The organism is Micromonospora sp. NPDC049230, from assembly GCF_040647875.1.
GTDB lineage: Bacteria > Actinomycetota > Actinomycetes > Mycobacteriales > Micromonosporaceae > Micromonospora.
The window spans coordinates 304338-329243 of record NZ_JBEZCZ010000002.1; the positions used below are offsets into that span (position 1 = coordinate 304338).

A 24906-nucleotide genomic window follows, 5' to 3' on the forward strand; every position below is an offset into this window, starting at 1 on the left:
GCCCGCCGCCAGCCGGATCGGCCGGGAATGGGATCATCGGAGGGTGAGTAAGCCCGACACGGTCCGCTTCCGGTACAACCAAGCCATCCTGGTCGCCGCGGTCATCGCCTTCATCGGTGCCCTGCCGCTGGCCGACGCCCGGGCCTACCTGCTGCCGGTGCTCCTGGTCCCACTCGCCGTCGGGGTGTGGGCCTGGCGTGCCGGCACCGATGCCGACGCACGTGAGCTGCGCGTACGGGCGTTGGTCGGGCAACGCCGCATCGGCTGGGACCGGGTCCGCGAGTTGACCGCCGACCGGCGCGGCCGAGCGGTCGCCCGGCTCGACGACGGCCAGCAGATCACCCTCCCGGCCGTTCGCGGCGTGGACCTGCCCCGGTTGGTGTCGGCCACCGGCCAGACGGTGCCTCACGCCGGCTGAGGCACCCGGGCGGGTCAGTAGCCGTCGACGACCGCGTTGATCAGCGGCTGCCCGGCGGCGAACCGGCGTACCTGATCACCGACCAGCGCGTACGCCCGCGGCAGCAGGCCGCGCACCGAGCCGGCCACGTGCGGGGTGAGCAGCACGTTCGGCATCGCCCAGAGCGGCGAGTCGGCGGGCAGCGGCTCCGGGTCGGTGACGTCCAGCGCGGCCGAGATCCGGCCGGTGCCCAACTCGGCGACGAGCGCCTCGGTGTGTGCCACCGGCCCACGGGCGGCGTTGACCAGCAGTGCCCCGTCCGGCATCGCGGCCAGGAAGTCCTTGTCGATCAGGCCACGCGTCTGGTCGGTGAGCGGCACCAGCACCACCACCACGTCCGCCTCGGGCAGCAGCCGGGGCAGCTCCTCGACGGCGTGCACCCCCTGCTCCGGGCGGGCCGTCCTGGCGACCAGGGTGAAGCTCACCTCGAAGGGGGCGAGCCGGTCGCGCACGGCGGTGCCGATCGAACCGGCCCCGATGATGAGCACCCGCTTGCCGGACAGCTCGTCGGTCGGGGCGTTCCCCTGGTACGCCCAGCGCCGCTCGGCCTGGGCGCGGACGAACGCCGGGAACGCCCGTAGCTGGGCGAGGATCGCGGTGACCACCCACTCGGCGGTGGAGGGGTCGTGCACTCCCCGCGCGTCGCAGAGGGTGACGCCCGGCGGCGTACGGCCGGCCCAGGCGTCCGCACCGGCGGAGAGCAACTGCACCACGGCCAGGTCGGGCAGCTCACGCAGCAGCGCCGTCGCGTCGCCCCCGGTCAGGAACGGTGGCACCCAGACGCGGACGTCGGCCACCGGCGAGGGCAGTCGGTCGACGTGCTCCAGGACCTCCACCGTCACGTCCGGGGGCAGCTCGCCCATCAGGTTGAGGCCGGCCTGGTTCGGGATCCATACCTTCACGTCAGCCGACGATAGTCCCCGTCGCCGTGGCGGGGGCGGGGGCGGGCGCGAACCGGCGTCCCGGGGGATGGCGCGCGGGGCCGGGGCGGGCGAGACTCAGCACACCGATGTTCGACCCGGGCCGGAACGAGGTATAACGAACTGTCGGCGGGCCGGTCGGCCTCCGTCCCAGCAGACAGGTGCTCGATGACCGACGGCTCCTCCGCCACCCCCCGGCGTTCGATCGTCGTACCGGCGGCGCTCGGCGACCCGGCGCGGCTGCGCGCGCTCGCCGACACCGGGCTCGACGCCATCCCGGACGAGGCGTTCGACAGGTTCGCCCGGCTGGTCAGCGACCTGCTGGACGTGCCTGTCGCGCTGGTCTCCCTGGTCTCGGCGGACCGGCAGTTCTTCCCCGGCGCGTTCGGGTTGCCGGAGCCCTGGTCGGAGCGCCGGCAGACCCCGTTGAGTCACTCCTTCTGCCAGCACGTGGTGGACGTCGAGGTGCCGATGGTGCTGCCGGACGCCCGGCTCTCCCCCCACGTCCGGGACAATCTGGCCATCGACGACCTCGGCGTGGTCGCGTACGCGGGGATGCCGCTGACCGACCTCTCCGGCCGGGTGCTCGGTTCGCTCTGCGCCATCGACAGCAAGCCCCGCGCGTGGACCGCCGCGCAACTGCGGACACTCGCCGACCTGGCCGCCGCCTGCTCGTCGGAGCTGCGGCTGCGCATCGCACTGGACGGCGCACAGGAGGCGCGGCGGCGGGTCGTGCAGGCCAACGAGCGGCTGGAGCTGCTGGCCGGGGTGAGCGAGACACTCGCCGGCACGCTGGACGTGGGCACCGCGCTGCGCCGGCTCGCCGCCGCCATGGTGCCGCTGCTCGCCGACTGGTGCCTGCTCACCCTGATCGGCCCGACCGGGCTGCCCCGCGAGGTGGTCTCGGTGCACCGCGATCCGGCCCGGGCGACCGACATCCACCGCTTCGGTGAGTTGCTGCGTACCGGGCTGGGCCCGGACTCGATCATCCGGACGGTGCTGCGCACCGGCCAGCCCCGGCTCGGCGGCGTCGCGTCCCCGGCCGACGTGGCGAGGGGCACCACCGACCCGGAGATGCCGTCGATCGCCGCCCGCCTGGGCATCGCTTCCTACCTGAGCGTGCCGGTGCGGGGCGTCGGCGGCACCGTGCTGGGCGCGATCACCCTGGTCAACGACCCCAACCGGCAGCAGTTCGACGACCGCGACCTGCTCACCGCTGTCGAGATCGGCCGCCGGGCCGGCCAGGCCGTCGGCAACAGCTCGATGTACGGCGAGCAGCGACACGTCGCCGAGGTCCTGCAACACAGCATGCTGCCGCGACTGCCGGTGGTGGCGGAGTTGGAGCTGGCGGCCCGCTACCAGCCGGCGGCCGACCGGGTGGAGGTGGGCGGTGACTGGTACGACGCCTTCATCCAGCCCGACGGCGACCTGATCGCGGCGATCGGGGACGTGGCCGGGCACGACATCGAGGCGGCGGCGACCATGGGGCAGCTGCGCAACCTGGTACGCGGCAACGCCTTCGGCCGGCCGGACACGGTCGGGGCGCTGATGAGCAACCTGGACGCCGCGATCCGCGGCCTCCGGCTGCCGATCGCCGCCACCGCGACGCTGGTCCGGATCTGCCCGCGGCACGCCGACGCCCACGAGGTGACCTGGTCCAACGCCGGGCACCCACCGGCCCTGGTGGTCCGGGTCGGCGGGGCGGTCGAGGCCCTGGAGGCCATACCGGAGCCACTGCTCGGCCTGGCCCGGCCGTCCCCGCGGACCAGCCGGTCGACGAGCCTGGCCACCGGCGACACCCTGCTGCTGTACACCGACGGGCTGATCGAGCGGCGGGACCGATCCATCGACGAGGGGTTGGCCGAGCTGGTGGTCCGGCTGACCGACACCGACACGCTGCCCCTCGACAAGCTGTGCGACCTGCTGCTCGCCTCGATCCGCCACCGTGAGGACGACACCGCGCTGCTCGCCGTACGGGCACGCTGAGCGGTGCACCGGCCCGGGCCGCCGGCACCCGTCGGATCCGACGGGCCCGACCCGGCCGTCCGGCCGGCTACCCTGGGCCGGGTGAGAGCCCGTCCCTCGTACCCTCGCGTCCGTAGCCTCCGGGTGACCCTCGCCGCATCCTGCGCGGCGTTGCTGCTCACCGCGGGTTGCAGCTTCGGCGAACCGGAGCCCGACCCGGCCGGCGAGCCGCCCAACCTGCCCACGCCGTCCGCGTCGGCGAGCCCCGGCGGCACCGGCCAGCAGGCGGTGGCGACGGTCCTCGCGAAGGGTCTGCGGGTGCCGTGGGCCATCGCCTTTCTGCCGAACGGCGCGGCGCTGGTCACCGAACGGGACAACGGCCGGATCCTCCAGGTCGGCCCCGAGTCCGGGCCGGACGGGCTGCGGGTCCGCCCGGTGCAGACGATCGCCGACGTCGCGGCGGCCGGCGAGGGCGGCCTGCTCGGCATCGCCGTCTCCCCCGACTACGCACAAGACCGGACGATCTTCGTCTACTACACGGCCGAGCAGGACAACCGGGTGGCCCGGCTGCAACTCGGCGGGCAGCCCACCCCGATCCTCACCGGCATCCCCAAGGCCAATGTGCACAACGGCGGCGGGTTGGGCTTCGGCCCGGACGGGCAGCTCTACGTCAGCACGGGTGACGCCGGTCAGCGCCCCCTCTCCCAGAACGTGAAGAGCCTCGGCGGCAAGATCCTCCGGATCACCCGAGACGGCAAGCCCGCCCCGGGCAACCCGTACCCCGGTTCGCCGGTCTGGTCCCAGGGCCACCGCAACGTCCAGGGCTTCGCCTGGGACGCCGCCAAGCGGATGTACGCCGTCGAGTTCGGCCAGAACACCTGGGACGAGATCAACCAGATCACCAAGGGCGGCAACTACGGCTGGCCGGAGGTCGAGGGGCGGGCCGGCGACCGGCGGTTCACCGACCCGATCACCCAGTGGGCGACCTCGGACGCGTCCTGCTCGGGCCTGGCCGCCACGGACCGGCTGCTGGTCACCGGCTGCCTGCGCGGCAAGCGCCTCTGGGTGATGGAGCTGACCGACACCGGCACGCTGCTCGGTCAGCCCAGTGAGGTGCTCACCAACCGGTACGGTCGACTGCGCGCGGTGGCCGCGGCACCGGACGGTTCACTCTGGGTGAGCACCTCCAACCATGACGGACGGGGTGACCCCGCCGGCGACGACGACCGCCTCCTGCGGGTGGTCTTCGCGGGTGGCGACGGCGGCCGCAGCTGACATTCGTCACCATCCGTTCAGGTTTGCCAAGATCTTTCGGCGGGCAGGTCAGAATTTCACCATGGACGGACAGCGCGACGAGCACGACGACGCCGGTGACCGGGACGCCCCGGTGACCGACGGCGCTCCGCCACGCCCGACGCGCTCGCTGGTCGGCCCCGCTGGCCCGCTGCGCCGCATCGGGCTGGTGGTCGCGGTCCTCGCCGTGGCCGTGGCCGGGGCGGTGCTCGGGGTGCTGGCCGGCGGTCAGGTGGACACCGACATCGGGCCGTTCCGGGCCAACCTCAGCATCTCCCCCGCCCGCGACGGCGGCACCACCGTCGACATACCGCCGCTCGGCGCGCTGCTGCTCGACAGCCACGACGGGCCGACCCACCTCACCGTGCGGCTGGGGGCACTCGACCAGGGGCGCACCGAGGCGCTGATCGACGACCCGGCCAGCATCAGCCGGGCCAGCCAGAGCGCCGTGGAGGACGTCCGCTCCGGTGTGATGCGGCTCGGCCTGCGGACCCTCGGCGCGGCGGTGCTTGTCACACTGGTCCTGGCCGGGCTGATCTTCCGCAACGTCCGCCGGACCGCCTGGGCGGGCGGGCTCGCGCTGCTTGTCACCGCCGGGAGCCTCGGCACGGCGGCCGCCACCGTACGTCCCCAGGCGATCGAGGAGCCACGCTACGAGGGTCTGCTGGTCAACGCACCAGCCATCGTCGGCGACGCCCGCCGGATCGCCAACGACTACACGAAGTACGCCGAGCAGTTGCAACGTCTGGTCGGCAACGTCAGCCAGCTCTACACCACCGTCTCGGCGCTTCCGCTGCTGGAGCCGACCCCGGGCACCACGCGGGTGCTGCACGTCTCCGACATGCACCTCAATCCCACCGGCTGGCAACTGATCCGGACCGTGGTGGAGCAGTTCGGCATCGACGCGGTGATCGACACCGGCGACATCACCGACTGGGGCAGCGAGCCGGAGGCCTCCTTCGTCGGCTCGATCGGCCTGCTGAAGAAGCCGTACGTCTTCATCCGGGGCAACCACGACTCCGGCAAGACCGCCGCCGCCGTCGCCCGCCAACCCAACGCGGTAGTCCTGAACAACTCGACGACGACAGTCGCGGGGCTGACCATCGCCGGCATCGGCGACCCGCGCTTCACCCCGGACAAGAACACCTCGCCCGCCGGCAGCGGCCTCACCCAGCAGGTGGCCGACCAGGTGATCGGCGTCGGCGACCAGCTCGCGACCACAGTGCGCCAGTCACCCCGGCCGGTCAACATCGCGCTGGTGCACGACCCGGCGTCGGCCGGGCCGCTGGCCGGCACCTGCCCGCTGGTGCTGGCCGGGCACACCCACGCCCAGCAGGTCTCCAAGCTGCCGCAGGCCCCCGGGCAGCAGCCCACCACGTTGATGGTGGAGGGGTCCACCGGCGGCGCCGGGCTGCGCGGCCTGGAGGGTGAGAAACCGACCCCGCTGTCGATGAGCGTGCTCTACTTCGACCAGCAGAAGATGCTCCAGGCGTACGACACCATCACCGTGGGCGGCACCGGGCAGGCCCAGGTCAACCTGGAACGGCACCTGGTGGAGAACCCCGTCGGGGCGTCCCCCTCGCCCACCACCAGCCCGACGGGCTGACGCGGCGTCGAAGGGCGACCACCGTCCCTCAAGTGCGACAGAGAGTAAACAGAGACGCGCCCCCACCACCCATGCCTCCCCCCTTTGCTCTGCTGCCCAATCTGCACCAGTCACTGTCGGTACGCCACCCACGGCATGACGCCGGTCGAGCAACAGTCAGTTCGCGCTGTTCAGAACGGTGGTGCATCCGCGGGTGCAGAGCAAAGGAAGAAACGGCCTGGTGGGGGGTGACAGGGGCGATCACCGCGAGTTGGGAACGGGTTCTTTCCTCTGCGACTCACTCAGTGTGATACCGCTTCCCGTCGCGGTCAGCGCAGGGCGATGGCGGCCAGGGCGGCGTTGACGATGCTGCCGGGCAGCAGGTCGTGCAACTCGTACAGCTCGGCGACGGTGCCGGACTGGCCGAACTCGTCCACGCCGAGCGGCACCGCCGGCGCGCCGACCGCCGACCCGAGCCAGGCCATCGCGTGCGACGCGGCGTCGTGCACTGTCACCACCGGCACCCGGTCGGCGAACGCGGACCGCAGCGCGCCCGGCACACTGGGCACGGTGGCCGTCCGTACGCCCTGCCGCAGGGTGCGCTGCCAGGCCCGGTAGAGCCGGTCGAGACTCGTCACGTCGACCACGTGCGCGGCGATGCCCTCGTCGGCCAGCTCCGCGGCGGCGGCCAGCACCTCGGGCAGCACCGCGCCGGAGGCGGCGAGTTGCACCACCGGGGCGTCGGCCAGGTGCGGGTACGCCTGGTGCGCGTCGACCAGCCGGTACGCCCCGGCGACCACCTGCCGGCGCAGCACCGCGTCGCCGAGCCGCGCCCGGGCCGCCTCGAACGGCGCCTGGTCCAGCGGGCGGGTGCTCAGTCGGAAGTAGTACGCGCCGTCCTCAGCGGGTGCGGCGGTCGCCGCCGGGGTCGACCCACCGGCGATCTGCCCGAGCGCGTCACAGAGCAGCCAGTCCAGGCTGGCGCCGTACGCCGGCTCGACGAACGTCACCCCGGGCAGCTCCAGGCCGACCGACGCGGTGATGGTGGACTGGTGGGCACCACCCTCCGGGGCGAGGGTGATGCCGGACGGGGTGCCGGCCACCACGAACCGGGAGCCGGAGTAGGTGCCGTACAGGAACGCGTCGAGGCCGCGGAGCACGAACGGGTCGTAGACAGTGCCCACCGGCAGCAGCGGCTGCCCGGACAGGTCCCAGGAGAGACCGAGCTGGCCCAGCAGCAGGAACAGGTTCATCTCCGAGATGCCCAGCTCGATGTGCTGCCCAGCGGGGCTCTCGGTCCAGCGCAGCATCCGGTCCTCGGTCCAGGAACGCTGCTCGGTGGGTGCGAACACCCCGGTCTTGTTGATGAACCCGGCGAGGTTGGTGGAGGTGGCCACGTCCGGGGCGGTGGTGACCAGGTAGCGGCCCACCTCCCGGTCGCGCGCCAGGTCCACGAGCACCCGACCGAAGACCTCCTGCGTGGAGATCGGCTTGGTGGCGCGTACTCCCGTGCTTTCCGGGACGGTGACCCCCAGCGCGCGCTGGCGGGGCGCGCGGGACAGCGCCTCCCGGCGGGCGCCGGCGCGGATGCCGGCGGGTGACGCCGGGTCCAGGCGGTCCCACTCGGTCTCCGGGGTCAACCCCTGCGCGACGCGCAGCGTGTCGACCTGCTCCGAGCTGAGCAACGCGGAATGGTTGCGCGGGTTGCCGGCGATGGGCAGACCCCAACCCTTCACGGTGTACGCGAAGACGACGCTGGGCCGGTCGGTGACCGCGTCACACTGGGCGTACGCGTCGAGCATCGCGGCCAGGTCGTGCCCGCCCAGGTCGGTGACGAGCGGGCCCAGCTCCTCGTCGCTGACGTGGGCGATCAGCTCGTCGATGCCGGCCGGCGCGCCGTCGAGGAACTGCTTGCGCAGCAGCGGGCCGGTCAACCCGAACAGCGACTGGTACTGCTCGTTGGGCATCGCGTCGATCCAGTCGCGCAGCGCATCGCCACCCGACCGGGCGTACGCCTCGGCGAGCCGACGGCCGTACTTGACCTCCACGACGTGCCAGCCGGCCGCCTCGAACTGACCCCGCCACTGGTTGATCCGGATGCCGGGCACGACCCGGTCCAGCGACTGCCGGTTGAAGTCGACGAGCCACATGACGTTGCCCAGCCCGGTGGTCGCCGGGTCGGCCACCGCCTCCCAGATGTTGCCCTCGTCCAGCTCGGCGTCCCCGATCAGCGCCACGAACCGGGAGTGCGGGCGGGCCCCGAAGTGCGCGTCGACGTACCGCCGGGTGGCGGCGGCGAAGAGCGGCGCCGCCGCGCCCAGACCGACCGAACCGGTGGAGAAGTCCACAGCGTCCGGGTCCTTGGTGCGCGACGGGTACGACTGGAGGCCACCACGGGCGCGCAGCCGGGGCAGGTAGGAGCGGTCCAGGTTGCCCAGCAGGTACTGGATGGCGTGGAACACCGGCGACGCGTGCGGTTTCACCGCGACCCGGTCCTCGGCGTCCAGGTGCGCGAACCACAGCGCGGTCATCGCCGTGACCAGGGAGGCGCTGGACGCCTGGTGGCCACCGACCTTCACACCGTCGCCGGTGGCCCGGTCGTGGTTGGCGGCGTCCACGATCCTCGTGGCGAGCCAGAGCACCCGCCGCTGGATCTCGTCGAGGACATCGAGGTCGTGCTGGGTCACTGTGGCTCCATTCGGGCGTCGCCGTTGACGCCCTCGCGAGGGGTGCGGGGTGGGTGTGCCGGTCAGCCCTGGACGCCGAGGCGCTCCAGGATCAGCTCGCGCAGGGTCTTCGCGTCGGCCTGGCCACGGGTGGTCTTCATGACCGCGCCGACGAGCGCGCCGACCGCCGCGACCTTGCCACTGCGGATCTTGTCGGCGATGCCGGGGTTCGCGGCGATCGCCTCGTCCACGGCGGCGGTGAGCGCGCCGGTGTCCGACACGACCTCCAGGCCCCGGCTGGTCATGATCTCGGTGGGCGAGCCCTCACCGTCGACAACGCCCTCCAACACCGTGCGGGCCATCTTGTCGTTGAGCTTGCCGGCGTCGACGAGCCCCTGAAGCTCGGCGACCTGGGCGGGGGTGGCACCGATCTCGGCCAGCTCCACGCCACTCTCGTTGGCCCGGCGGGACAGCTCACCCAGCCACCACTTGCGGGCCGCGGCCGGGGTGGTGCCGGCCGCGACTGTGGCCTCGATCAGCTCGACCGCGCCCGCGTTCAGCACCGACTGCATGTCCAGGTCCGACAGGCCCCACTGCTCCTGGAGCCGACGCCGGTGCACCCGGGGCAGCTCCGGCAGGGCGGCCTTCAGCTCGGCGACCCAGGCCCGGTCCGGGGCGATCGGCACCAGGTCCGGCTCGGGGAAGTACCGGTAGTCGGTGGCCGTCTCCTTCGAGCGGCCCGGGGTGGTGTCACCGGTGTCCTCGTGGAAGTGGCGCGTCTCCTGGGTGATCCGGCCACCCGCGTCGAGCACCGACGCCTGGCGCAGCATCTCCGAGCGGACCGCCCGCTCCACCGACCGCAGCGAGTTGACGTTCTTCGTCTCGGTACGGGTGCCCCACTCCGCGCCCGGCAGGTTGAGTGAGGTGTTCACGTCGCAGCGCAGCGAACCCTCCTCCATCCGCACGTCGGAGACACCGAGGGTGCGGATCACGTCACGCAGCTCGGCGACGTACGCCTTGGCCACATCGGGGGCGAGCGCGCCGGTGCCCGTGATCGGCTTGGTGACGATCTCGACGAGCGGGATGCCGGCCCGGTTGTAGTCGACGAGCGACTCGGTCGCGCCGTGGATGCGGCCGGTGGCGCCACCGACGTGCAGCGTCTTGCCGGTGTCCTCCTCCAGGTGCACCCGCTCGATCTCGATCCGCACCGTCTCGCCGCCCACCTCGACGTCCAGGTAACCGTCGACGCAGATCGGCTCGTCGTACTGGCTGATCTGGAAGTTCTTCGGCATGTCCGGGTAGAAGTAGTTCTTCCGGGCGAACCGGCACCACTCGGCGATCGAGCAGTTCAACGCCAGGCCGATCCGGATGATCGCCTCGATGGCCGCCTTGTTGGCCACCGGCAGCGAACCGGGCAGGCCCAGACACACCGGGCAGACCCGGGTGTTCGGCTCGCCACCGAAGTCGGTCGGGCAACCGCAGAACATCTTGGTGTTCGTGCCCAGCTCGACGTGGGTCTCCAGGCCGATCACCGGCTCGAAGCGCGCAACGACCTCGTCGTACGCGGGCAGTGTCGTGGTCATCTGGGCTCCTGCCTCACAGTGCCGGTGGGGTGAACGTGCCGATCGCGGACTCCAACGCGGCGGCGACCCGGTACATCCGGTCGTCGGCCAGCGTCGGGGCCATCACCTGTAGGCCGACGGGCAGCCCGTCGGACAGGCCGCAGGGCACCGAGATGCCCGGCCCGCCGTACAGGTTCGTCGGAATGGTGAACAGGTCGGCCAGGTACATCTGGTACGGGTCGGCGGTGCGGGCACCGATCGGGAAGGCCGTGAACGGGGTGGTCGGCGAGATCAACGCGTCGACCCGCTCGAACGCGGCGGTGAAGTCCCGGGTGATCAGCGTGCGAACCTTCTGCGCCTGCCCGTAGTACGCGTCGTAGTAACCCGACGACAGCGCGTACGTGCCGATCATGATGCGGCGCTTGACCTCCGGGCCGAAGCCGGCCTCCCGGGTCAACGACATGACCTCCTCCAGCGACCTGTTGCCGTCGTCGCCGACCCGCAGGCCGAACCGGACGCCGTCGAACCGGGCCAGGTTGGAGGAGCACTCGCTCGGGGCGATCAGGTAGTACGCCGGCAGCGCGTACGCGAACGTCGGGCAGGAGACCTCGACGACCTCGGCGCCCATCTTGGTCAGCGCGTCCACCGACTCGCGGAACGCGGCCATCACGCCCGGCTCGGCGCCCTCGCCGACGAACTCGCTCACGATGCCGAGCCGCACCCCGGTCAGGTCGCCTGTCGCACCGAGCTTCGCCGCCGCCACCACGTCCGGCACCGGCTGCGGGATCGAGGTGGAGTCCCGCGGGTCGTGCCCACCGATCACCTGGTGCAGCAGCGCCGCGTCGAGCACGGTACGGGCACACGGGCCGGGAGTGTCCAGCGACGAGGAGAAGGCGACCAGCCCGTACCGGGAGGTGCCGCCGTAGGTGGGCTTCGCGCCCACGGTGCCGGTGACCGCGCCGGGCTGGCGGATCGAGCCGCCGGTGTCCGATCCGATCGCCAGCGGCGCCTCGTACGCGGCCAGCGCGGCAGCGCTGCCACCGCCCGAGCCACCCGGGATCCGGCTCAGGTCCCACGGGTTGTGCGTTGGGCCGTACGCCGAGTATTCGGTGGAGGAGCCCATCGCGAACTCGTCCATGTTGGTCTTGCCGAGCATCACCGTGCCGGCCTCGCGCAGCCGCTGCACGATCGTCGCGTCGTACGGCGGGCGCCAGCCCTCCAGGATCTTCGACCCCACGGTGGTCGGCACGCCGCGGGTGGCGAGCACGTCCTTCACCGCGACCGGCACACCGGCCAGGGGGCCCAACTCCTCGCCGGCGGCCCGGCGCTCGTCCACCGCGCGGGCCGCGGCGAGCGCGCCGTCGCTGTCGACGTGCAGGAAGGCGTGCACCCGGTCGTCGACAGCGGCGATCCGGTCCAGGTGCGCCTGGGTCACCTCGACGGCGGAGGCCTCGCCGCCAGCGACCAGCGCGGCGATCTCCGTCGCGGTCATTCTCGTCAGATCGGTCATGAAGCCACGTCCTCGGTCAGGATCCGCGGAACGCGGAACCGCTGGTCCTCGGCGTCGGGCGCGCCGGACAGCGCCTCCTGCGGGGTCAGACACGGCGTGACCACGTCCTCGCGGAAGATGTTGGTCAACGGCACCGAGTGCGAGGTCGGCGGAATGTCCGCGGCGGCGACCTCGCCGACCTGGGCGACCGCCTGGAGGATCACGTCGAGCTGGCCGGCGAACGTGTCCAGCTCCTCCTCGGTGACGGCGAGCCGCGACAGGCGTGCCAGGTGCGCGACCTCCTCGCGGGAGATGGCGGCCATCCGTGCCCCCTTCTGATGTCCTGCTGGTCGGGCGGTGTGCCGGCCGCGCGACGACTGGAGCGTGACGCGCGGTGACCGGAGCGAGTCTATTGCTCCGCTCCGGTGCCGCGTCCCCGGACTCCCCCTCCGCCGGCCACGTGCCGGGTCAGCGGGTGGGGCGACGCGTGACGTCGGCCTGCGGGTGCCCGCCGGTGGGGCGCACCGGCCGGTACCGGGCCAGCCAGGTGACCAGCTCCGCGGCGGGCATGGGTCGGGCGTAGAACCAGCCCTGCGCCGCGTCGCAACCGGCGGCGTGCAACATCCGCCAGGTCCGCTCGTCCTCGACGCCCTCGGCCACCACCCGCAACCCCAGGGCGCCGGCCAGGTCGATCATCGACCGGACGATCGCCGCGTCGTCGGCGTCGTCGGCCATGCCGAGGACGAACGACCGGTCCACCTTCACCTCGGACAGCGGCAACCTGCGCAGGTGCTGCAATGACGAGTAGCCGGTGCCGAAGTCGTCAAGCGCGATGCCCACCCCGATCCGGTGCAGTTGGGAGATGGTCGCCAGCACCCGGCGCGGGTCGGCCATCAACGCGCCCTCGGTGATCTCCACCTGTAGCCGCTCGGCCGGCACCCCGTAACGGGCCAGCCGGTCGGCGATCTGGTCGGCGATCTCGCCGGTGTGCAGGTCGCGCACGCTCACGTTCAGCGCCGCGCGCAGGCCGACGCCGGCCGCCGACCACGTGGCGAGCTGCTCCACCACGTCGTCGACCACCCGACGGGTGAGCAGCCGCATCACGGCGCTCTGCTCGGCGACCCGGATGAGTTCCTCCGGGTCGACCATGCCCCGCCGCGGGTGCCGCCACCGCAGCAGGGCCTCGACACCGACCACCTCGCCGGTCGCGATGGCGATCTGCGGCTGGTAATACATAGTGATTTCCCCGGCGTCGTCGGCCGGACCGCCATCCGCGTGCGCCCACCCCGTCGATTCGAGCGGTCGCCCCGGTGAGCCCGGCCCGATGTCCCGCAGCGGCCCGAGGCCACCGTTGCCCATCGCGGCGACAGCGCCTCCGTTCGGCGACCGCCTGTCGTTTCCGAGCCCGGCACGTCGCTCCCCGGTCTGGCCCGGCCGGTTGCCGCCGACCGTGGCGCGGGTGTTGCGGCCCCGGATCGGGTCGGCTCCGGTGGCGATCCGCTTGATCAGCTCGTCGGCGTGCGCCACCTCCGCGTCGCCGCGCCGACGACGCCCCCACCGTCGACCGGGCGGCGGTGCCGTCACGATCGCCGGTGCCGGGTCCGCGTGTGGCGCGGCCTCGGCCGCGGCCCCGGTGGGCAGCGCCGCCCCGTCACCGCCGCGCACCTCGGCCGTCGCATTGAGGGGTACGCCGACCGCCCGCTCCGCGGCAACCTCATCCGGTACGGAGTGCCGGCCGTTCCCGTCGCCCCGCCCGGCCCGCTCGCTCTCGCCGGCCCGCTCGCTCTCGCCGGCTCGCTCGCCCGGCCCGGCCCGCTCACCCTGGTCGCCCTGCTCGGCCTGGGTGGCCGGGTTGGCGTCGAACGGCTCGACGACCGGTGGGCCGGACTCCAGCACCCGGCGCAGATCGGCGAGGAGGCCGAGACGCTCGGCGGAGTTGTGGTCCGATTCGGGGGCGTAGACGGCAACCGTGTCGTTGCGGTGCTTGGCGTCGTACATCGCCACGTCGGCGTGGCGCATCAAAGTGGCGAAGTCCTCCCCGTGCTCGGGGAAGAGGGCGATCCCGATCGACCCGCCCACATCCAACGGAAGCCCGTCGAGCGGCACCGGCTCGGCCAACGCCTGGACCACCTGGTCGGCCAACTCCCGCGCCTGACCGACGTCGGTCAGCCCGGTCATCACGATGGCGAACTCGTCGCCGCCCAGCCGGGCGATCATCTGGGGTCGGGGCCGCACGTCGGTGAGCCGCGCGCTCACCTCGACCAGCAACCGGTCGCCCACCGCGTGCCCGAGGGCGTCGTTGACGTTCTTGAAGCGGTCCAGGTCGATCAGCAGCAGCGCCAACTGCCCGTCCGGGCCGCCCCGGGCCGTCCGCTCGGCATGCAGGTGCACCTGCTCCGCCACCTCGACCAACAGGGCCTTGCGGTTGGGCAGGCCGGTCAGCGGGTCGGCGGCGGCGAGGTGCTGCTGTTCGACGGTCAGCCGGGCCATCCGGTAGACGGCGAAGAGCGGCACCAGCACCAGCGGGATCAGCGCCGCACTGACCCGCGCGGCGGCGACCAGCACCGGGGCGAGCAACAGCAGCGAACCGGTGGAGAGCAACTCGAAGCCGAGCCCCTGGCGGAGGGTGGGCCACCACCGGTCCCCGAAGCGCAGCCGCACCGCCCAGCTGACCAACCCGTAGTTGACGACGAACCAGGCCAGTGTCGCGCCGCCGACGGCGGCCACGTCGGTCCAGTGCAACCGTCCGCCGGAGAAGATGGTGCCCGGCCCGAGCAGGATCACCCCGTACGCGGCGGCGAGCGCACACGCGTACTGCCCCACGTTGAACGCCGTCCGCCACGCCGCGTGCCGCATCCGCCAGCCCGAGACGACGACACCCACCGCCTGCACCGCCACCGCCGGGCCGAGGCCCCAACCCAGCAGGATCGCGAAGGTGAAGCAGGTGGAGGGGAACACCGCCGAGGTCTGCCGGCGCCCCGGCGGGACGAAGGGGCGGGCATCGCAGACCACGGCGAGGGCGGCCATCGTCCAGAACGCCACAGGCAGCCCGGACACCTCACCGGGCAGCGTCGCGAGTGGAACGGCCGCGGTCAGCGTGGCCACCACCAGGATGCCGGCGACGAAGGCAGCGAACGGCGCCACTCGCCCCGGGGGCAGCGAGTTGCGTGGATCGGCGACCTCCACCACACCTCCCGACCGACCGTCGACGTGCCGGTGCGCGCGTCGTGACCCAATGAAACGCCCTCAGCCCCCAGTTTCCCGGTATGACAGTCACGAATCGGTCGTAGTCGTAATTAAGTTGGTATACGCGACCTGTCACCGCACCACGTCGCGTGCCGGGTCAGCCGCCCGGTTGAGCGACCTCCCGTGCGGCATCCGGCCCCGCGTCCAGCAGAAGCTGGAACCCTGCCTCGTCGAGCACCGGCACCTTGAGGCTGGCCGCCTTGTCGGCCTTGGAACCCGGGTTGTCCCCCACGACCACGAAGCCCGTCTTCTTCGAGACCGACCCGCTGACCTTGCCGCCCCGGGTTTCCACGGCCTCGACGGCCTGGTCCCGTGAGAAACCGGCGAGCGTGCCGGTCACCACCACTGTCAACCCCTGCAACGGGCGCGGCCCCTCGTCGACCACGTCCTCCGCCATTCGTACGCCGGCTTCGGCCCACTTGCGGACGACCTCGCGGTGCCAGTCCACCGCGAACCACTCCCGGAGGCTCGCCGCGATGGTCGGCCCGACCCCGTCGACCGAGGACAGCTCCGCCTCCGTGGCCGCCTCGATGGCGTCCATTGAGCGGAAGTGCCGGGCCAGCGCCCGAGCCGCGGTGGGGCCGACGTGCCGGATGGAGAGCGCCACCAGCACCCGCCACAACTCGCGCTGCCGGGCGACCGCGAGATTGTCCAACAACTTGGCCGCGTTGCTGCCGAGGGTGCCGTCCTTGTTGACGAAGAACGGGGACCGGGCCAACTGCTCGGCGTCGAGCTGGAACAGATCGCCCTCGTCGGTGATGATCTGCGCGTCCAGTAGTGCTCCCGCGCTCTTGTAGCCGAGCACCTCGATGTCGAACGCGCCACGGCCGGCCAGATGGAACACCCGCTCCCGCAACTGCGCCGGGCAGCTGTGGGTGTTGGGGCAGCGGATGTCGACGTCGCTCTCCTTGGCGGGGGCGAGTGGCGTGCCGCAGGACGGGCAGGTGGTGGGCATCACGAACGCACGCGCGTCGGCGGGACGCAGGTCGACCACCGGGCCGAGCACCTCGGGGATCACGTCACCCGCCTTGCGCACCACCACCGTGTCACCGATCAACACGCCCTTGCGTTCCACCTCGCTGGCGTTGTGCAGAGTGGCCTGGGCGACAGTCGAGCCCGCCACGTGCACCGGCTCCAGCACCGCGAACGGCGTGACCCGCCCGGTGCGCCCCACACCGACCTCGATGTCGAGCAGCTTGGTGGTGACCTCCTCCGGCGGGTACTTGAAGGCGATCGCCCAACGCGGGGCACGGCTCGTCGAACCGAGCCGACCCTGGATGGAGACCGGGTCGACCTTGACCACCACCCCGTCGATCTCGTGCTCGACGTCGTGCCGGTGCTCGGCGTAGTGGGCGATGTATTCCGCCACGCCAGCCAGATCCGGGACGACCCGCCACCGATCGCTGGTCGGCAACCCCCACGACCTCAGCGCCGCGTACGACTCGGACTGGGCCGTGGGCTGGAACCCCCGGCGGGCGCCGATGCCGTGCACGACCAGGCGCAGCGGCCGGGAGGCGGTGATCCGCGGGTCCTTCTGCCGCAGGCTGCCGGCGGCGGCGTTGCGCGGGTTGGCGAACGGTGCCCGGCCCTGCTCGACCAGACTTGCGTTGAGATCGGCGAAGGCGGCGATCGGGAAGTAGATCTCGCCCCGGACCTCCAACAGCTCCGGGATGTCCGGGAACTCGGCGGAGGGGGCGAGCTCGCCGGGCACGTCCCGGATGCTGCGTACGTTGGCGGTGACGTCCTCACCGGTGCGACCGTCACCCCGGGTGGCGGCCCGGACCAGCCTGCCCTTCTCATAGGTCAGGTTGATGGCCAGCCCGTCGACCTTCAGCTCGCACAGGTAGGGCACCGGGCCGCCCGCGTCCCGTTCGACCCGCTCGGCCCAGGCCGCCAACTCCTCGTCGGCGAAGGCGTTGTCGAGCGACAGCATCCGCTCGGCATGGGTGACCGGGGTGAAGTCGGTGGAGAACGTGCCGCCCACCCGCTGGGTCGGCGAATCGGGCGTGCGCAGCGCCGGGAACTCCGCCTCCAGCGCCTCCAACTCGCGCAGCTGCCGATCGAACTCGGCGTCGGCGATGATCGGCGCGTCCAACACGTAGTAGCGGTATTGATGCTCGGTCAACTCCTGACTGAGCATGGCGTGCCGTTCCCGGGCCTGCGGCGTCGGCTCAGCCCCGGCCGCCGCCTCCTGCTCCGGGCTGACCTGCTGACCGATCTGCTCCTCGGACACACCGCCACCTTCGGACACGCCTGCGACCTCCCTGATCACGCTACTCCGGCACGGTATCGGGCCGGTGGGACAATCCGTTGCCCGCCCGCGATCGCAGCGACGTTCCTCTCCGCCGCGTTCCGTGATCAGTTGATGCTCGGTGGCTCGGACGGGCCGATCCCCTTGCTCAGCATCAAGTGATCAAGGGGATTTCCCCGGGGTTCCGTTGGGGGTTGGGGCAGCCGCGGTGTGGTTGGCGGGCGGCATGGGCGGCGACGTGCGAGGATCGCCGGACAGCGCGGCCCGCGAGCCGTCAGGCGGGGGTTCGTCCCCGGTGGGCAGGCGGCGGAGATGCCCTCCGTCGGTGGCAGGAGGTAACGCTATGCGCGAGGCGCTGCTCTGGGCGGTGGCGATCCTGCTGGCCGTGGGTGCGGGTTGGGCATGGAACAGCTGGCGGCACCGGGTTTCCACCCGCCCGTCGGGCCCCCGACCGGATCGCCGTGCCACGGGCGGCACCGGTGGTCGTCGGCCCACCCCACCTCGACCGCGCGGCACGGACCGGCCGGGTGCCAAGCCCCGCTCACGCGACACCGACCGGCGGGACGCCCCGGCACCGGGCGAGATCTGGTGGGCCGACGTGCCGTACGCCGATGGCAGCGGCTCGAAGGTGCGGCCCTGTCTGGTGCTGCGGGCGGACTCCCGAGGAGCGGACGTCCTGAAGATCACCAGTCAGGACAAGAGTGACCGGGACGACCACGTACGGATCCCCACCCGGGACTGGGATCCCGGCGCGGAGCACGACAGCTACCTGAGCCTGACCGAGCCGATCCGACTCAGCTCGGCCGCGTTCGCCGACCGCGCCGGCCGCTGCGACGCCGACCTGTGGCGCAGGGTCCGCAGCCTGCGTCACCTGCCCACCCCTTGACCAAAGACGGCGTGATCGACTCGGCTTCCTGCAAAACGCGGCATCCGACACCACGGGACACCCCGACTTTCAGGAAACCGAGTGGATCACAGCGAGGCAGGCCGGCGAGGCAGGTGAGGTCAGTCCCAGGCGGCGCCGAGGGTGGTGAGTTGGTCCGCGTACTCGATGCGGTTTATCCAACCGGTCGGCCAGGCGGCCATGCCGACGGCCGCACCCACGAACGCGCCGGCCAGGGCGGCGATCGAGTCGGAGTCGCCGGCGGTGGTCGCGCCCCGGGCCAGGGCGGCCACCGGGTCGTCGGCGTGCCGAATGGCGCAGAGCAACGCGGTGGTCAGCGCCTCCTCGGCAACCCAGCCCTCCCCGGTGGCCCGGCACGGGTCGCCGCCGTCGTCCGGCTGGCTCAGGGCGGTCGTCAGTCGGCCCAGGGCGACGAGGCACTCGTCCCAGCCTCGGGCGATGAACGTCTCCGGCGACGGCGTACCGGGACGCTGCCAGAGGTCACCGAGCCACCGCTCCCGGTAGATCAGGCGTTGGGCGAGCGCCCGCTCGGTGAGCAGGGCGGGTAGCTCGGGCAGTGTGGCGCCCGCGCGCAGCGCGAAGACCGCGTACGCGGTCAGCTCGCTGGCGGCCAGCCCGGTCGGGTGGCCGTGGGTCATCCCGGCCTGCAACTGGGCCAGCCCGGCCAGCGTGTCCAGGTCGACGTCGAGCAACCCGACCGGGGTGACCCGCATGTTGGCGCCGCACCCCTTCGACCCGGCCACTGTCGCCTCCTGCCAGCGCAGCCCACGGCCCAGCTCCGCGCAGGCTCGCAGGCAGGTCATGCCCGGGGCACGGTTGTTGTCCGGGCTGACCGACCAGGCGAGGAAGCGTTGCCGCAGCAGCGGCTCCACCGCCTCCGGGGTGAGCGAGGGCGCCTCGTGCAGCGCCCAGCCCACCGCGAGTGCCATCTGGGTGTCGTCGGTGACAGGTGCCGGCTCGCCGGACAGCTCACGTGGGCCGGTCGGGCCGTACCGGTGCGCGATCTCGGCGACGGTCAGGAACTCGGTCGGCTTGCCGAGCGCGTCACCGTAGGCGAGGCCGAAGAGTGAACCGGAGGCGCGCTGCGAAGAGGTGGGGATCACGGCGGCCATGATGCCCGGCCGCCGCAACCCACGTCGGGCTCAGTCCCAGCAGAGGCAGAACGGGTGGCCGACCGGGTCGGCGTACACCCGGAAACCCTCGCCCTCGCCCGGCAGCCGCCGAGCCCCGAGCGCAAGCGCCGCCTTCTCCGCGCTCTCGATGTCGTCCACCGTCACATCCAGGTGGAACTGCTGTGGACGCTCCGGGTCCGGCCAGGCCGGTGGCCGCAGGTCGGGCGCCTGCTGGAAGGCCAGACGCGGCTGGTGGCCGGGCGGACCGCCAAGCACCACCCAGTCGGACTCCGTCTCACCCTCGGCGATGGGCACGCCGAGCAGCTCGGCGTAGAACTCCGCCAACGCCCGGGGATCCGGGCAATCGATCACCACTGAACGCAGCTGTCCAATCATGACCGTCATCCTGCCCACCCGGTACGACGGGAAACCTCAGTCCTCGGCCAGCCGCCGGCCGGCGTCCCGACAGGCCGCGAGCACCGCACGCGCGTACTCCGGGGTGGCACCGGCGAGACCGCAGGCCGGGGTGAGCACCACCTGCTCGGCCAACTGCCGACGAGGAAAGCCGAGGCGGTCCCAGACCTGACGTACCCGATCGGCGATCTGCGCGGAGGTCGGCGTGCCACCGGCCGACGGCGGCCGAGTCGGCGCGGCCCCGGCCAGCAACCCGAGGCCGGCGTCGATCGCCTCGCCCAGCGGGTCCAGTTTGGTGACCAGGTCGAGGTCGAGGGCGACCGCGACGGCGCCGGTGGAGCGGATCAGCTCCAGCGGTACGTCGGGGGCGCAGCAGTGCACGAGCGTCGGCACGCCGACCGCGTCGACGACCTCACGCAGCAGCGCGGCGGCGTCCACCGACTCGACCGCCCGGTACGCGCCCAGGCCACTCTCGGTCGGCACGCGTCCGGCCAGCACTGTCGGCAGTGACGGCTCGTCGAGTTGGAGCAGCACCGACGCCCGGGGCAACCGCCGGGTGACCGCCGCGACGTGCGCGCGCAGCCCTTCGGCGAGGGAGCCGGTCAGGTCACGGACCGCGCCGGGGTCACGCAACAGGCGGCCACCGATCGGCAACTCCAGGGAGGCGGCCAGCGTCAACGGGCCAACGGCCTGCACCTTGATCGGGCCGTCGTACTCCTCGGCCTGCTCGGCGAGCTGGTCCAGGTCGCGTTCCATGAGGTCAGCGGCCCGGCGCAGGTCGCGCCCCGGGCGTGGGGCGACCCGCCACCGTCCGGCGTACACCTCGACGGGCAGCTCGACGAGCAGCCCGGCGGACCGGCCGATCATGTCCGCGCCGGGGCCACGGGCCGGCAACTCGGGCAGGTGGGGCAGCTCGGGAAGCTCACCGAGGACCACCCGCTGGGCCTCGCCGATGTCGGTGCCGGGCAGCGAACCAAGTCCGGTTGCCGCGCCGGCCGGCCAGGGCCACGCCTGATCTGTCACGGCCGAAGGCTATCCCGCGAACGGCCGTGCCGCGCAGTCAGGCGGTGATGGTCGCCGAGCCGAGGACCACGTCGCCGGCCGGGTCCGGCCGGTACGCGACCACAGCCTGACCGGCGGCGACACCGCGGACCGGCCGGCGCAGTTCGGCGTGCAGCAGGTCACCGTCGAGGGCGACGGTCGCCGGGACCACGTCGCCGTGCGCACGCAGCTGCACCTCGCACTCGACCGGCGCGTCCGGGCGTGCGCCGCCGGTCCAGACCGGACGAACGGCGCGCACCTCGGACACCTCCAGCGCCTCGGCGGTGCCGACGGTCACCGTGTTGGTCTTCGGCGTGATGGACAGCACGTAGCGTGGCCGCCCGTCCGGGGCGGGCCGGTCCAGGTGCAGCCCACGACGCTGCCCCACCGTGTACGCGTACGCGCCGCGGTGACTGCCGACCACCGCGCCGGTGCTCGCGTCGACCACGTCGCCGGGCGCCTCGCCGAGCCGTCCGGCCAGGAAGCCGCGGGTGTCGCCGTCGGCGATGAAGCAGATGTCGTGCGAGTCCGGCTTGTCGGCCACCGCCAGGCCACGCTCGGCGGCCTCGGCGCGGACCTGCGCCTTCGTCGAGTCGCCAAGCGGGAAGATCGACCGGTCCAGTTGCTCGCGGGTGAGCACGGCCAGCACGTACGACTGGTCCTTGGCGATGTCGACGCTGCGCCGCAGCAGCCCGTCCGGACCGAGCCGAGCATGGTGCCCGGTGACCACCGCGTCGAAGCCCAGGGCCACCGCCCGGTCCAGCACCGCCGTGAACTTGATCTTCTCGTTGCAGCGCAGGCAGGGATTCGGGGTGCGGCCGGCAGCGTACTCGGCGACGAAGTCGTCGACCACGTCCTCGTGGAAGCGGTCGGCCATGTCCCAGACGTAGAAGGGGATGCCGATCACGTCGGCGGCCCGTCGCGCGTCCCGGGAGTCTTCCAGGGTGCAGCAGCCGCGCGCCCCGGTCCGGTAGGTCTGTGGATTGCGGGCCAGCGCCAGGTGTACGCCTGTCACGTCATGCCCGGCCGCCACCGCCCGCGCCGCCGCCACGGCCGAGTCGACCCCGCCCGACATAGCCGCCAAAACCCTCACCAGCGCACTCCCTTCCCCACCGCCAGCCTACCCACCCACCCCGTACCGGCTCCGTCGGCGGCGAAGTGACGTCTTCCACCCCTTCCCTCCGCGGTCGATCAAGGAGTTGTGGTGGGTGACAAAAGCCGCCATTCGCCATCTTCTCGGCACCACAACTCCATGATCGACCGCGGAGGGAAGGGGGTGGGCCCGGGGGGTGGGGGGGGTGGGGGTGGGGGGCCGGCTAGCGGGGGGTGCGGAGGGCTGCGGCTCGGCGGGCTCGGTCTACCGCTGCGGGTAGGGCCGCGATGAGGGCGTCGACGTCGGCCTGGGTGCTCGTGTGGCCGAGGGAGAAGCGCAGCGACGAGCGGGCGCGGTCGTCGTCGGCGCCCATCGCCAGCAGCACGTGTGAGGGTTGGGCCACACCCGCGGAGCAGGCCGACCCGGTCGAGCAGGCGATGCCCTGGGCGTCGAGCAGCAGCAGCAGGGCGTCGCCCTCGCAGCCCGGGAAGGAGAAGTGCGCGTTGCCCGGCAGCCGGTCGGCCGGGTCACCGTTGTAGATCACCTCGGGCACCGCCCGACGAACCCGTTCGATCAGGTCGTCGCGGAGTGCGGCCACCCGGGCCGCGTACTCCTGTTGGCCCTTCACGGCGCTCTCGACGGCGACCGCGAAGGCGACGATGCCGGCGGTGTCCAGGGTGCCGGAGCGGACGTCGCGCTCCTGGCCGCCGCCGTGCAGCAGCGGCGTGGCCGCCACGTCCCGGGCGAGCAGCAGCGCGCCCACCCCGGTCGGGCCGCCCAACTTGTGCCCGGTGACGGTCAGCGCTGTGACACCGCTGGCGCCGAAGTCGACGGGCACCTGACCGACCGCCTGGACGGCGTCGGTGTGGAACGGCACACCGTGCTCGGCCGCGACCGCGGCCAGCTCGGCGACCGGCTGGACGGTGCCGACCTCGTTGTTCGCCCACATCGCGGTGACCACCGCCACCCGGTCGGCGTGCGCGGCCAGCTCGGCGCGCAGGTCCTCCGGGTCGAGCCGACCGGCGGCGTCCACCGGCAACCAGCCGACCTCGGCGCCCTCGTGCTCGACGAGCCAGTCCACCGCGTCCAGCACCGCGTGGTGCTCGACGGCGCTGGAGACCACCCGACGGCGTTGCGGGGCGGCTCCCCGGCGGGCCCAGAAGATGCCCTTGACCGCGAGGTTGTCGCTCTCCGTGCCACCACCGGTGAAGATCACCTCGGACGGCCGCGCGCCCAGCACCGCGGCCACCCTCTCGCGGGACTCTTCGACCCGGCGGCGGACACGGCGACCCGCCGCGTGCAGGGAGGACGCGTTGCCGACCTCGCGGGCGGTAGCGACGTACGCCTCCAGTGCCTCATCGAGCATGGGAGTCGTCGCCGCGTGATCCAGGTAAGCCATCACCGCTCAGCCTACGGCCGACACCGCGGAGCCCGGATGGCGGAGGGGACCCGGCGCGACGGCCGGGGTGGGACGTCCCACCCCGGCCCGGTCAGGCGGGCGCCGCGGTGACGACGATGTTGTCCCGGTACCTGCGCGCCGTGGCGTCGAACGGCCCGCCACAGGTGATCAGGGTCAGTCGCGGCTTGCCGTCCCGGGCGAAGTAGCGGTCCAACGGAATCCTGGTCTTCGCGTACTCCTCCCGGGCGACGACCCGGTACCGCCGTGCCGTGCCGTCGCTGCCGGTCGCGGTCAGGGTGTCGTCCTGGTCCAGCTCACGGAGCCGGAAGAACGCCCCCCTGCCCTGCCTGGCACTGTCCACGTGACCGGCGATGACCACCGAGCCGGTGGGGGCCTCCAGCCCGGGTCCGTAGCGGTACCACCCGATCTGGTCGACGCTCGGCGGCACCTCGAACTCGTTCGTCCGCTCGTTGACGCCTACCGCGTTGACGGTGGCGGTGACGTCGATCTCCGGGATCACCAGCCGTACCGGCGGGATGATCGCCGCGTCGGCCGGCAACTCGCCGGCGGTCACCGGGACCGACGCAACGCTGGCGGCGGTCGTCGGGGTGCTGGCCAACGCGCTCGCCTCCGCGGCGCCCACGGTCCCGGCCGGCTGGGAGCCGCACGCCACCACCGCGGCGACGGTGAGCGCGGCAACGCCGGCGGCCAGGGCCGCCAGCGCGCCGCGGTTGCGCACCGTCACCTGCGACCGGTCCGCGCGGTCGCCATCCGCACACCACCAACCAACAGCAGGAGTACGCCGGCACCGGTGAGCGCGTACCACCACGTGCCCAGGCCCAGGTCAGCGCGGCGGAGAGCCGACCGTCGGTGACCGAGATCCGCCGACCGTTGGTGCCGCAACAGACCACCGGGACCGTGGCGGAGCCGGCCATCGACGCAGTGGCGGAGCCGGCCACCGGCACGGTGGCGGAGCCGACGGTCACCCGGCTGGGCTCGGTTCGCCGGTCGCGGCGGGGTCGTGGCTGGTCCCGCTGGGCGGCCAGCGCGGTGACCGCTGCCGCCGCCGCGGCGGTCGGTGTGGTGGGCACGGTCTCGGTGCTCCAGCTGGACGACCCGGCGCCCGCACCGAAGCCGGTGGTGGTGGCGAGCGCCCCGCTGGCGGCGTACGGGTCGACGCCCCCGGCGGCCAAGGGCGACGCCCGGGTTTTCCAGGACGGCCAACTACATCTGCATGTGGCGAATCTCCCGCGCGTCCCGGGGTACTACGAGGTCTGGCTGATCAATCCGACGACGATGGAGATGTTCTCGGTCGGCACCCTGGGTGGCGGCCAGGATGCCCTGCTACCCCTGCCCCCGAATGTCGACCTCACGAGCTACTCGGTGGTCGACGTCTCCGCCGAGCAGTACGACACCAAGCCGCGCAGCGGCAACCTCGACGGTTGGGCCGCCCAGGGCGTGCTGCTGCTCAACGCGGTGCTCACAGTGCGCCAGGCCACTCCGGGCTCG

The 24906-nt window shown here is 72.7% G+C and carries 19 protein-coding genes; 6 read left to right on the top strand and 13 right to left on the bottom strand.

Features of this window, described 5'->3' with window-relative positions; all coding sequences use genetic code 11:
• The first annotated feature begins 43 nt into the window (after positions 1–43).
• Positions 44–418: a PH domain-containing protein gene (locus AB0A95_RS03055; protein WP_357553883.1), complete on the top strand. Its 375-nt coding sequence runs from the start codon at positions 44–46 to the stop codon at positions 416–418.
• A gap of 14 nt (positions 419–432) precedes the next feature.
• On the opposite strand, the gene AB0A95_RS03060 is transcribed toward AB0A95_RS03055, so the two are convergent.
• On the bottom strand, positions 433–1359 hold the full coding sequence (locus AB0A95_RS03060) for a 2-hydroxyacid dehydrogenase (RefSeq protein ID WP_357553884.1): 927 nt from the start codon (positions 1357–1359) through the stop codon (positions 433–435).
• A gap of 186 nt (positions 1360–1545) precedes the next feature.
• Here AB0A95_RS03060 and AB0A95_RS03065 point away from each other — a divergent pair, with 186 nt between their 5' ends.
• From AB0A95_RS03065 to AB0A95_RS03075, 3 genes are all read left to right on the top strand, one after another.
• Complete coding sequence (locus AB0A95_RS03065) at positions 1546–3363, top strand: SpoIIE family protein phosphatase (RefSeq protein ID WP_357553885.1); 1818 nt, start codon at positions 1546–1548, stop codon at positions 3361–3363.
• Positions 3364–3444: 81 nt separating this feature from the next.
• Positions 3445–4617, top strand: coding sequence for a PQQ-dependent sugar dehydrogenase (locus AB0A95_RS03070; protein WP_357553886.1), 1173 nt, complete (start codon positions 3445–3447; stop codon positions 4615–4617).
• Positions 4618–4678: 61 nt separating this feature from the next.
• Positions 4679–6241, top strand: a complete 1563-nt coding sequence (locus AB0A95_RS03075) for a metallophosphoesterase (protein WP_357553887.1) — start codon at positions 4679–4681, stop codon at positions 6239–6241.
• A gap of 308 nt (positions 6242–6549) precedes the next feature.
• Here AB0A95_RS03075 and AB0A95_RS03080 read toward each other — a convergent pair whose 3' ends face one another.
• The 6 genes from AB0A95_RS03080 to ligA form a co-directional block, all read right to left on the bottom strand.
• On the bottom strand, positions 6550–8907 hold the full coding sequence (locus AB0A95_RS03080) for a pyruvate dehydrogenase (RefSeq protein ID WP_357553888.1): 2358 nt from the start codon (positions 8905–8907) through the stop codon (positions 6550–6552).
• Positions 8908–8969: 62 nt separating this feature from the next.
• Positions 8970–10469 carry an Asp-tRNA(Asn)/Glu-tRNA(Gln) amidotransferase subunit GatB gene (gene gatB, locus AB0A95_RS03085; RefSeq protein WP_357553889.1) on the bottom strand — a complete coding sequence of 500 codons (1500 nt, stop codon included), beginning with the start codon at positions 10467–10469 and terminating at the stop codon, positions 8970–8972.
• Between the two features lie 13 nt (positions 10470–10482).
• Positions 10483–11958: an Asp-tRNA(Asn)/Glu-tRNA(Gln) amidotransferase subunit GatA gene (gatA, locus tag AB0A95_RS03090; RefSeq protein WP_357553890.1), complete on the bottom strand. Its 1476-nt coding sequence runs from the start codon at positions 11956–11958 to the stop codon at positions 10483–10485.
• The gene (gene gatC, locus AB0A95_RS03095) at positions 11955–12260 is read right to left on the bottom strand and encodes an Asp-tRNA(Asn)/Glu-tRNA(Gln) amidotransferase subunit GatC (RefSeq protein ID WP_007456314.1); all 306 of its coding nucleotides are present in this window, start codon (positions 12258–12260) and stop codon (positions 11955–11957) included. Before gatC ends, gatA begins: the two co-directional genes overlap by 4 nt.
• Before the next feature lie 145 nt (positions 12261–12405).
• Positions 12406–15123 carry an EAL domain-containing protein gene (locus AB0A95_RS03100; RefSeq protein ID WP_357553891.1) on the bottom strand — a complete coding sequence of 906 codons (2718 nt, stop codon included), beginning with the start codon at positions 15121–15123 and terminating at the stop codon, positions 12406–12408.
• A gap of 157 nt (positions 15124–15280) precedes the next feature.
• Positions 15281–17416: an NAD-dependent DNA ligase LigA gene (gene ligA / locus AB0A95_RS03105; protein ID WP_357553892.1), complete on the bottom strand. Its 2136-nt coding sequence runs from the start codon at positions 17414–17416 to the stop codon at positions 15281–15283.
• A gap of 361 nt (positions 17417–17777) precedes the next feature.
• Here ligA and AB0A95_RS03110 point away from each other — a divergent pair, with 361 nt between their 5' ends.
• Positions 17778–18320, top strand: coding sequence for a type II toxin-antitoxin system PemK/MazF family toxin (locus AB0A95_RS03110; RefSeq protein ID WP_357553893.1), 543 nt, complete (start codon positions 17778–17780; stop codon positions 18318–18320).
• 119 nt (positions 18321–18439) lie between these two features.
• Here the strand turns inward: AB0A95_RS03110 and AB0A95_RS03115 are convergent, their stop codons facing one another.
• The 6 genes from AB0A95_RS03115 to AB0A95_RS03140 form a co-directional block, all read right to left on the bottom strand.
• On the bottom strand, positions 18440–19450 hold the full coding sequence (locus AB0A95_RS03115; protein ID WP_357553894.1) for an ADP-ribosylglycohydrolase family protein: 1011 nt from the start codon (positions 19448–19450) through the stop codon (positions 18440–18442).
• Positions 19451–19480: 30 nt separating this feature from the next.
• Positions 19481–19846 (bottom strand): VOC family protein, encoded by a 366-nt coding sequence (locus tag AB0A95_RS03120; protein ID WP_357553895.1) that lies wholly within the window; start codon positions 19844–19846, stop codon positions 19481–19483.
• Positions 19847–19882: 36 nt separating this feature from the next.
• The gene (locus AB0A95_RS03125; RefSeq protein ID WP_357553896.1) at positions 19883–20887 is read right to left on the bottom strand and encodes a methionine synthase; all 1005 of its coding nucleotides are present in this window, start codon (positions 20885–20887) and stop codon (positions 19883–19885) included.
• Between the two features lie 37 nt (positions 20888–20924).
• The gene (gene mnmA, locus AB0A95_RS03130; RefSeq protein ID WP_357071412.1) at positions 20925–21998 is read right to left on the bottom strand and encodes a tRNA 2-thiouridine(34) synthase MnmA; all 1074 of its coding nucleotides are present in this window, start codon (positions 21996–21998) and stop codon (positions 20925–20927) included.
• Positions 21999–22221: 223 nt separating this feature from the next.
• Complete coding sequence (locus AB0A95_RS03135) at positions 22222–23397, bottom strand: cysteine desulfurase family protein (RefSeq protein ID WP_357553897.1); 1176 nt, start codon at positions 23395–23397, stop codon at positions 22222–22224.
• 91 nt (positions 23398–23488) lie between these two features.
• A complete protein-coding gene (locus AB0A95_RS03140) occupies positions 23489–24142 on the bottom strand; it encodes a class F sortase (RefSeq protein WP_357553898.1) in 654 nt (217 codons plus the stop codon).
• A 125-nt stretch (positions 24143–24267) separates the two neighbouring features.
• Between AB0A95_RS03140 and AB0A95_RS03145 the strand changes: the two genes are divergently transcribed.
• Positions 24268–24906: anti-sigma factor (locus AB0A95_RS03145; RefSeq protein ID WP_357553899.1), on the top strand; the 639-nt coding region annotated here is incomplete at its 3' end.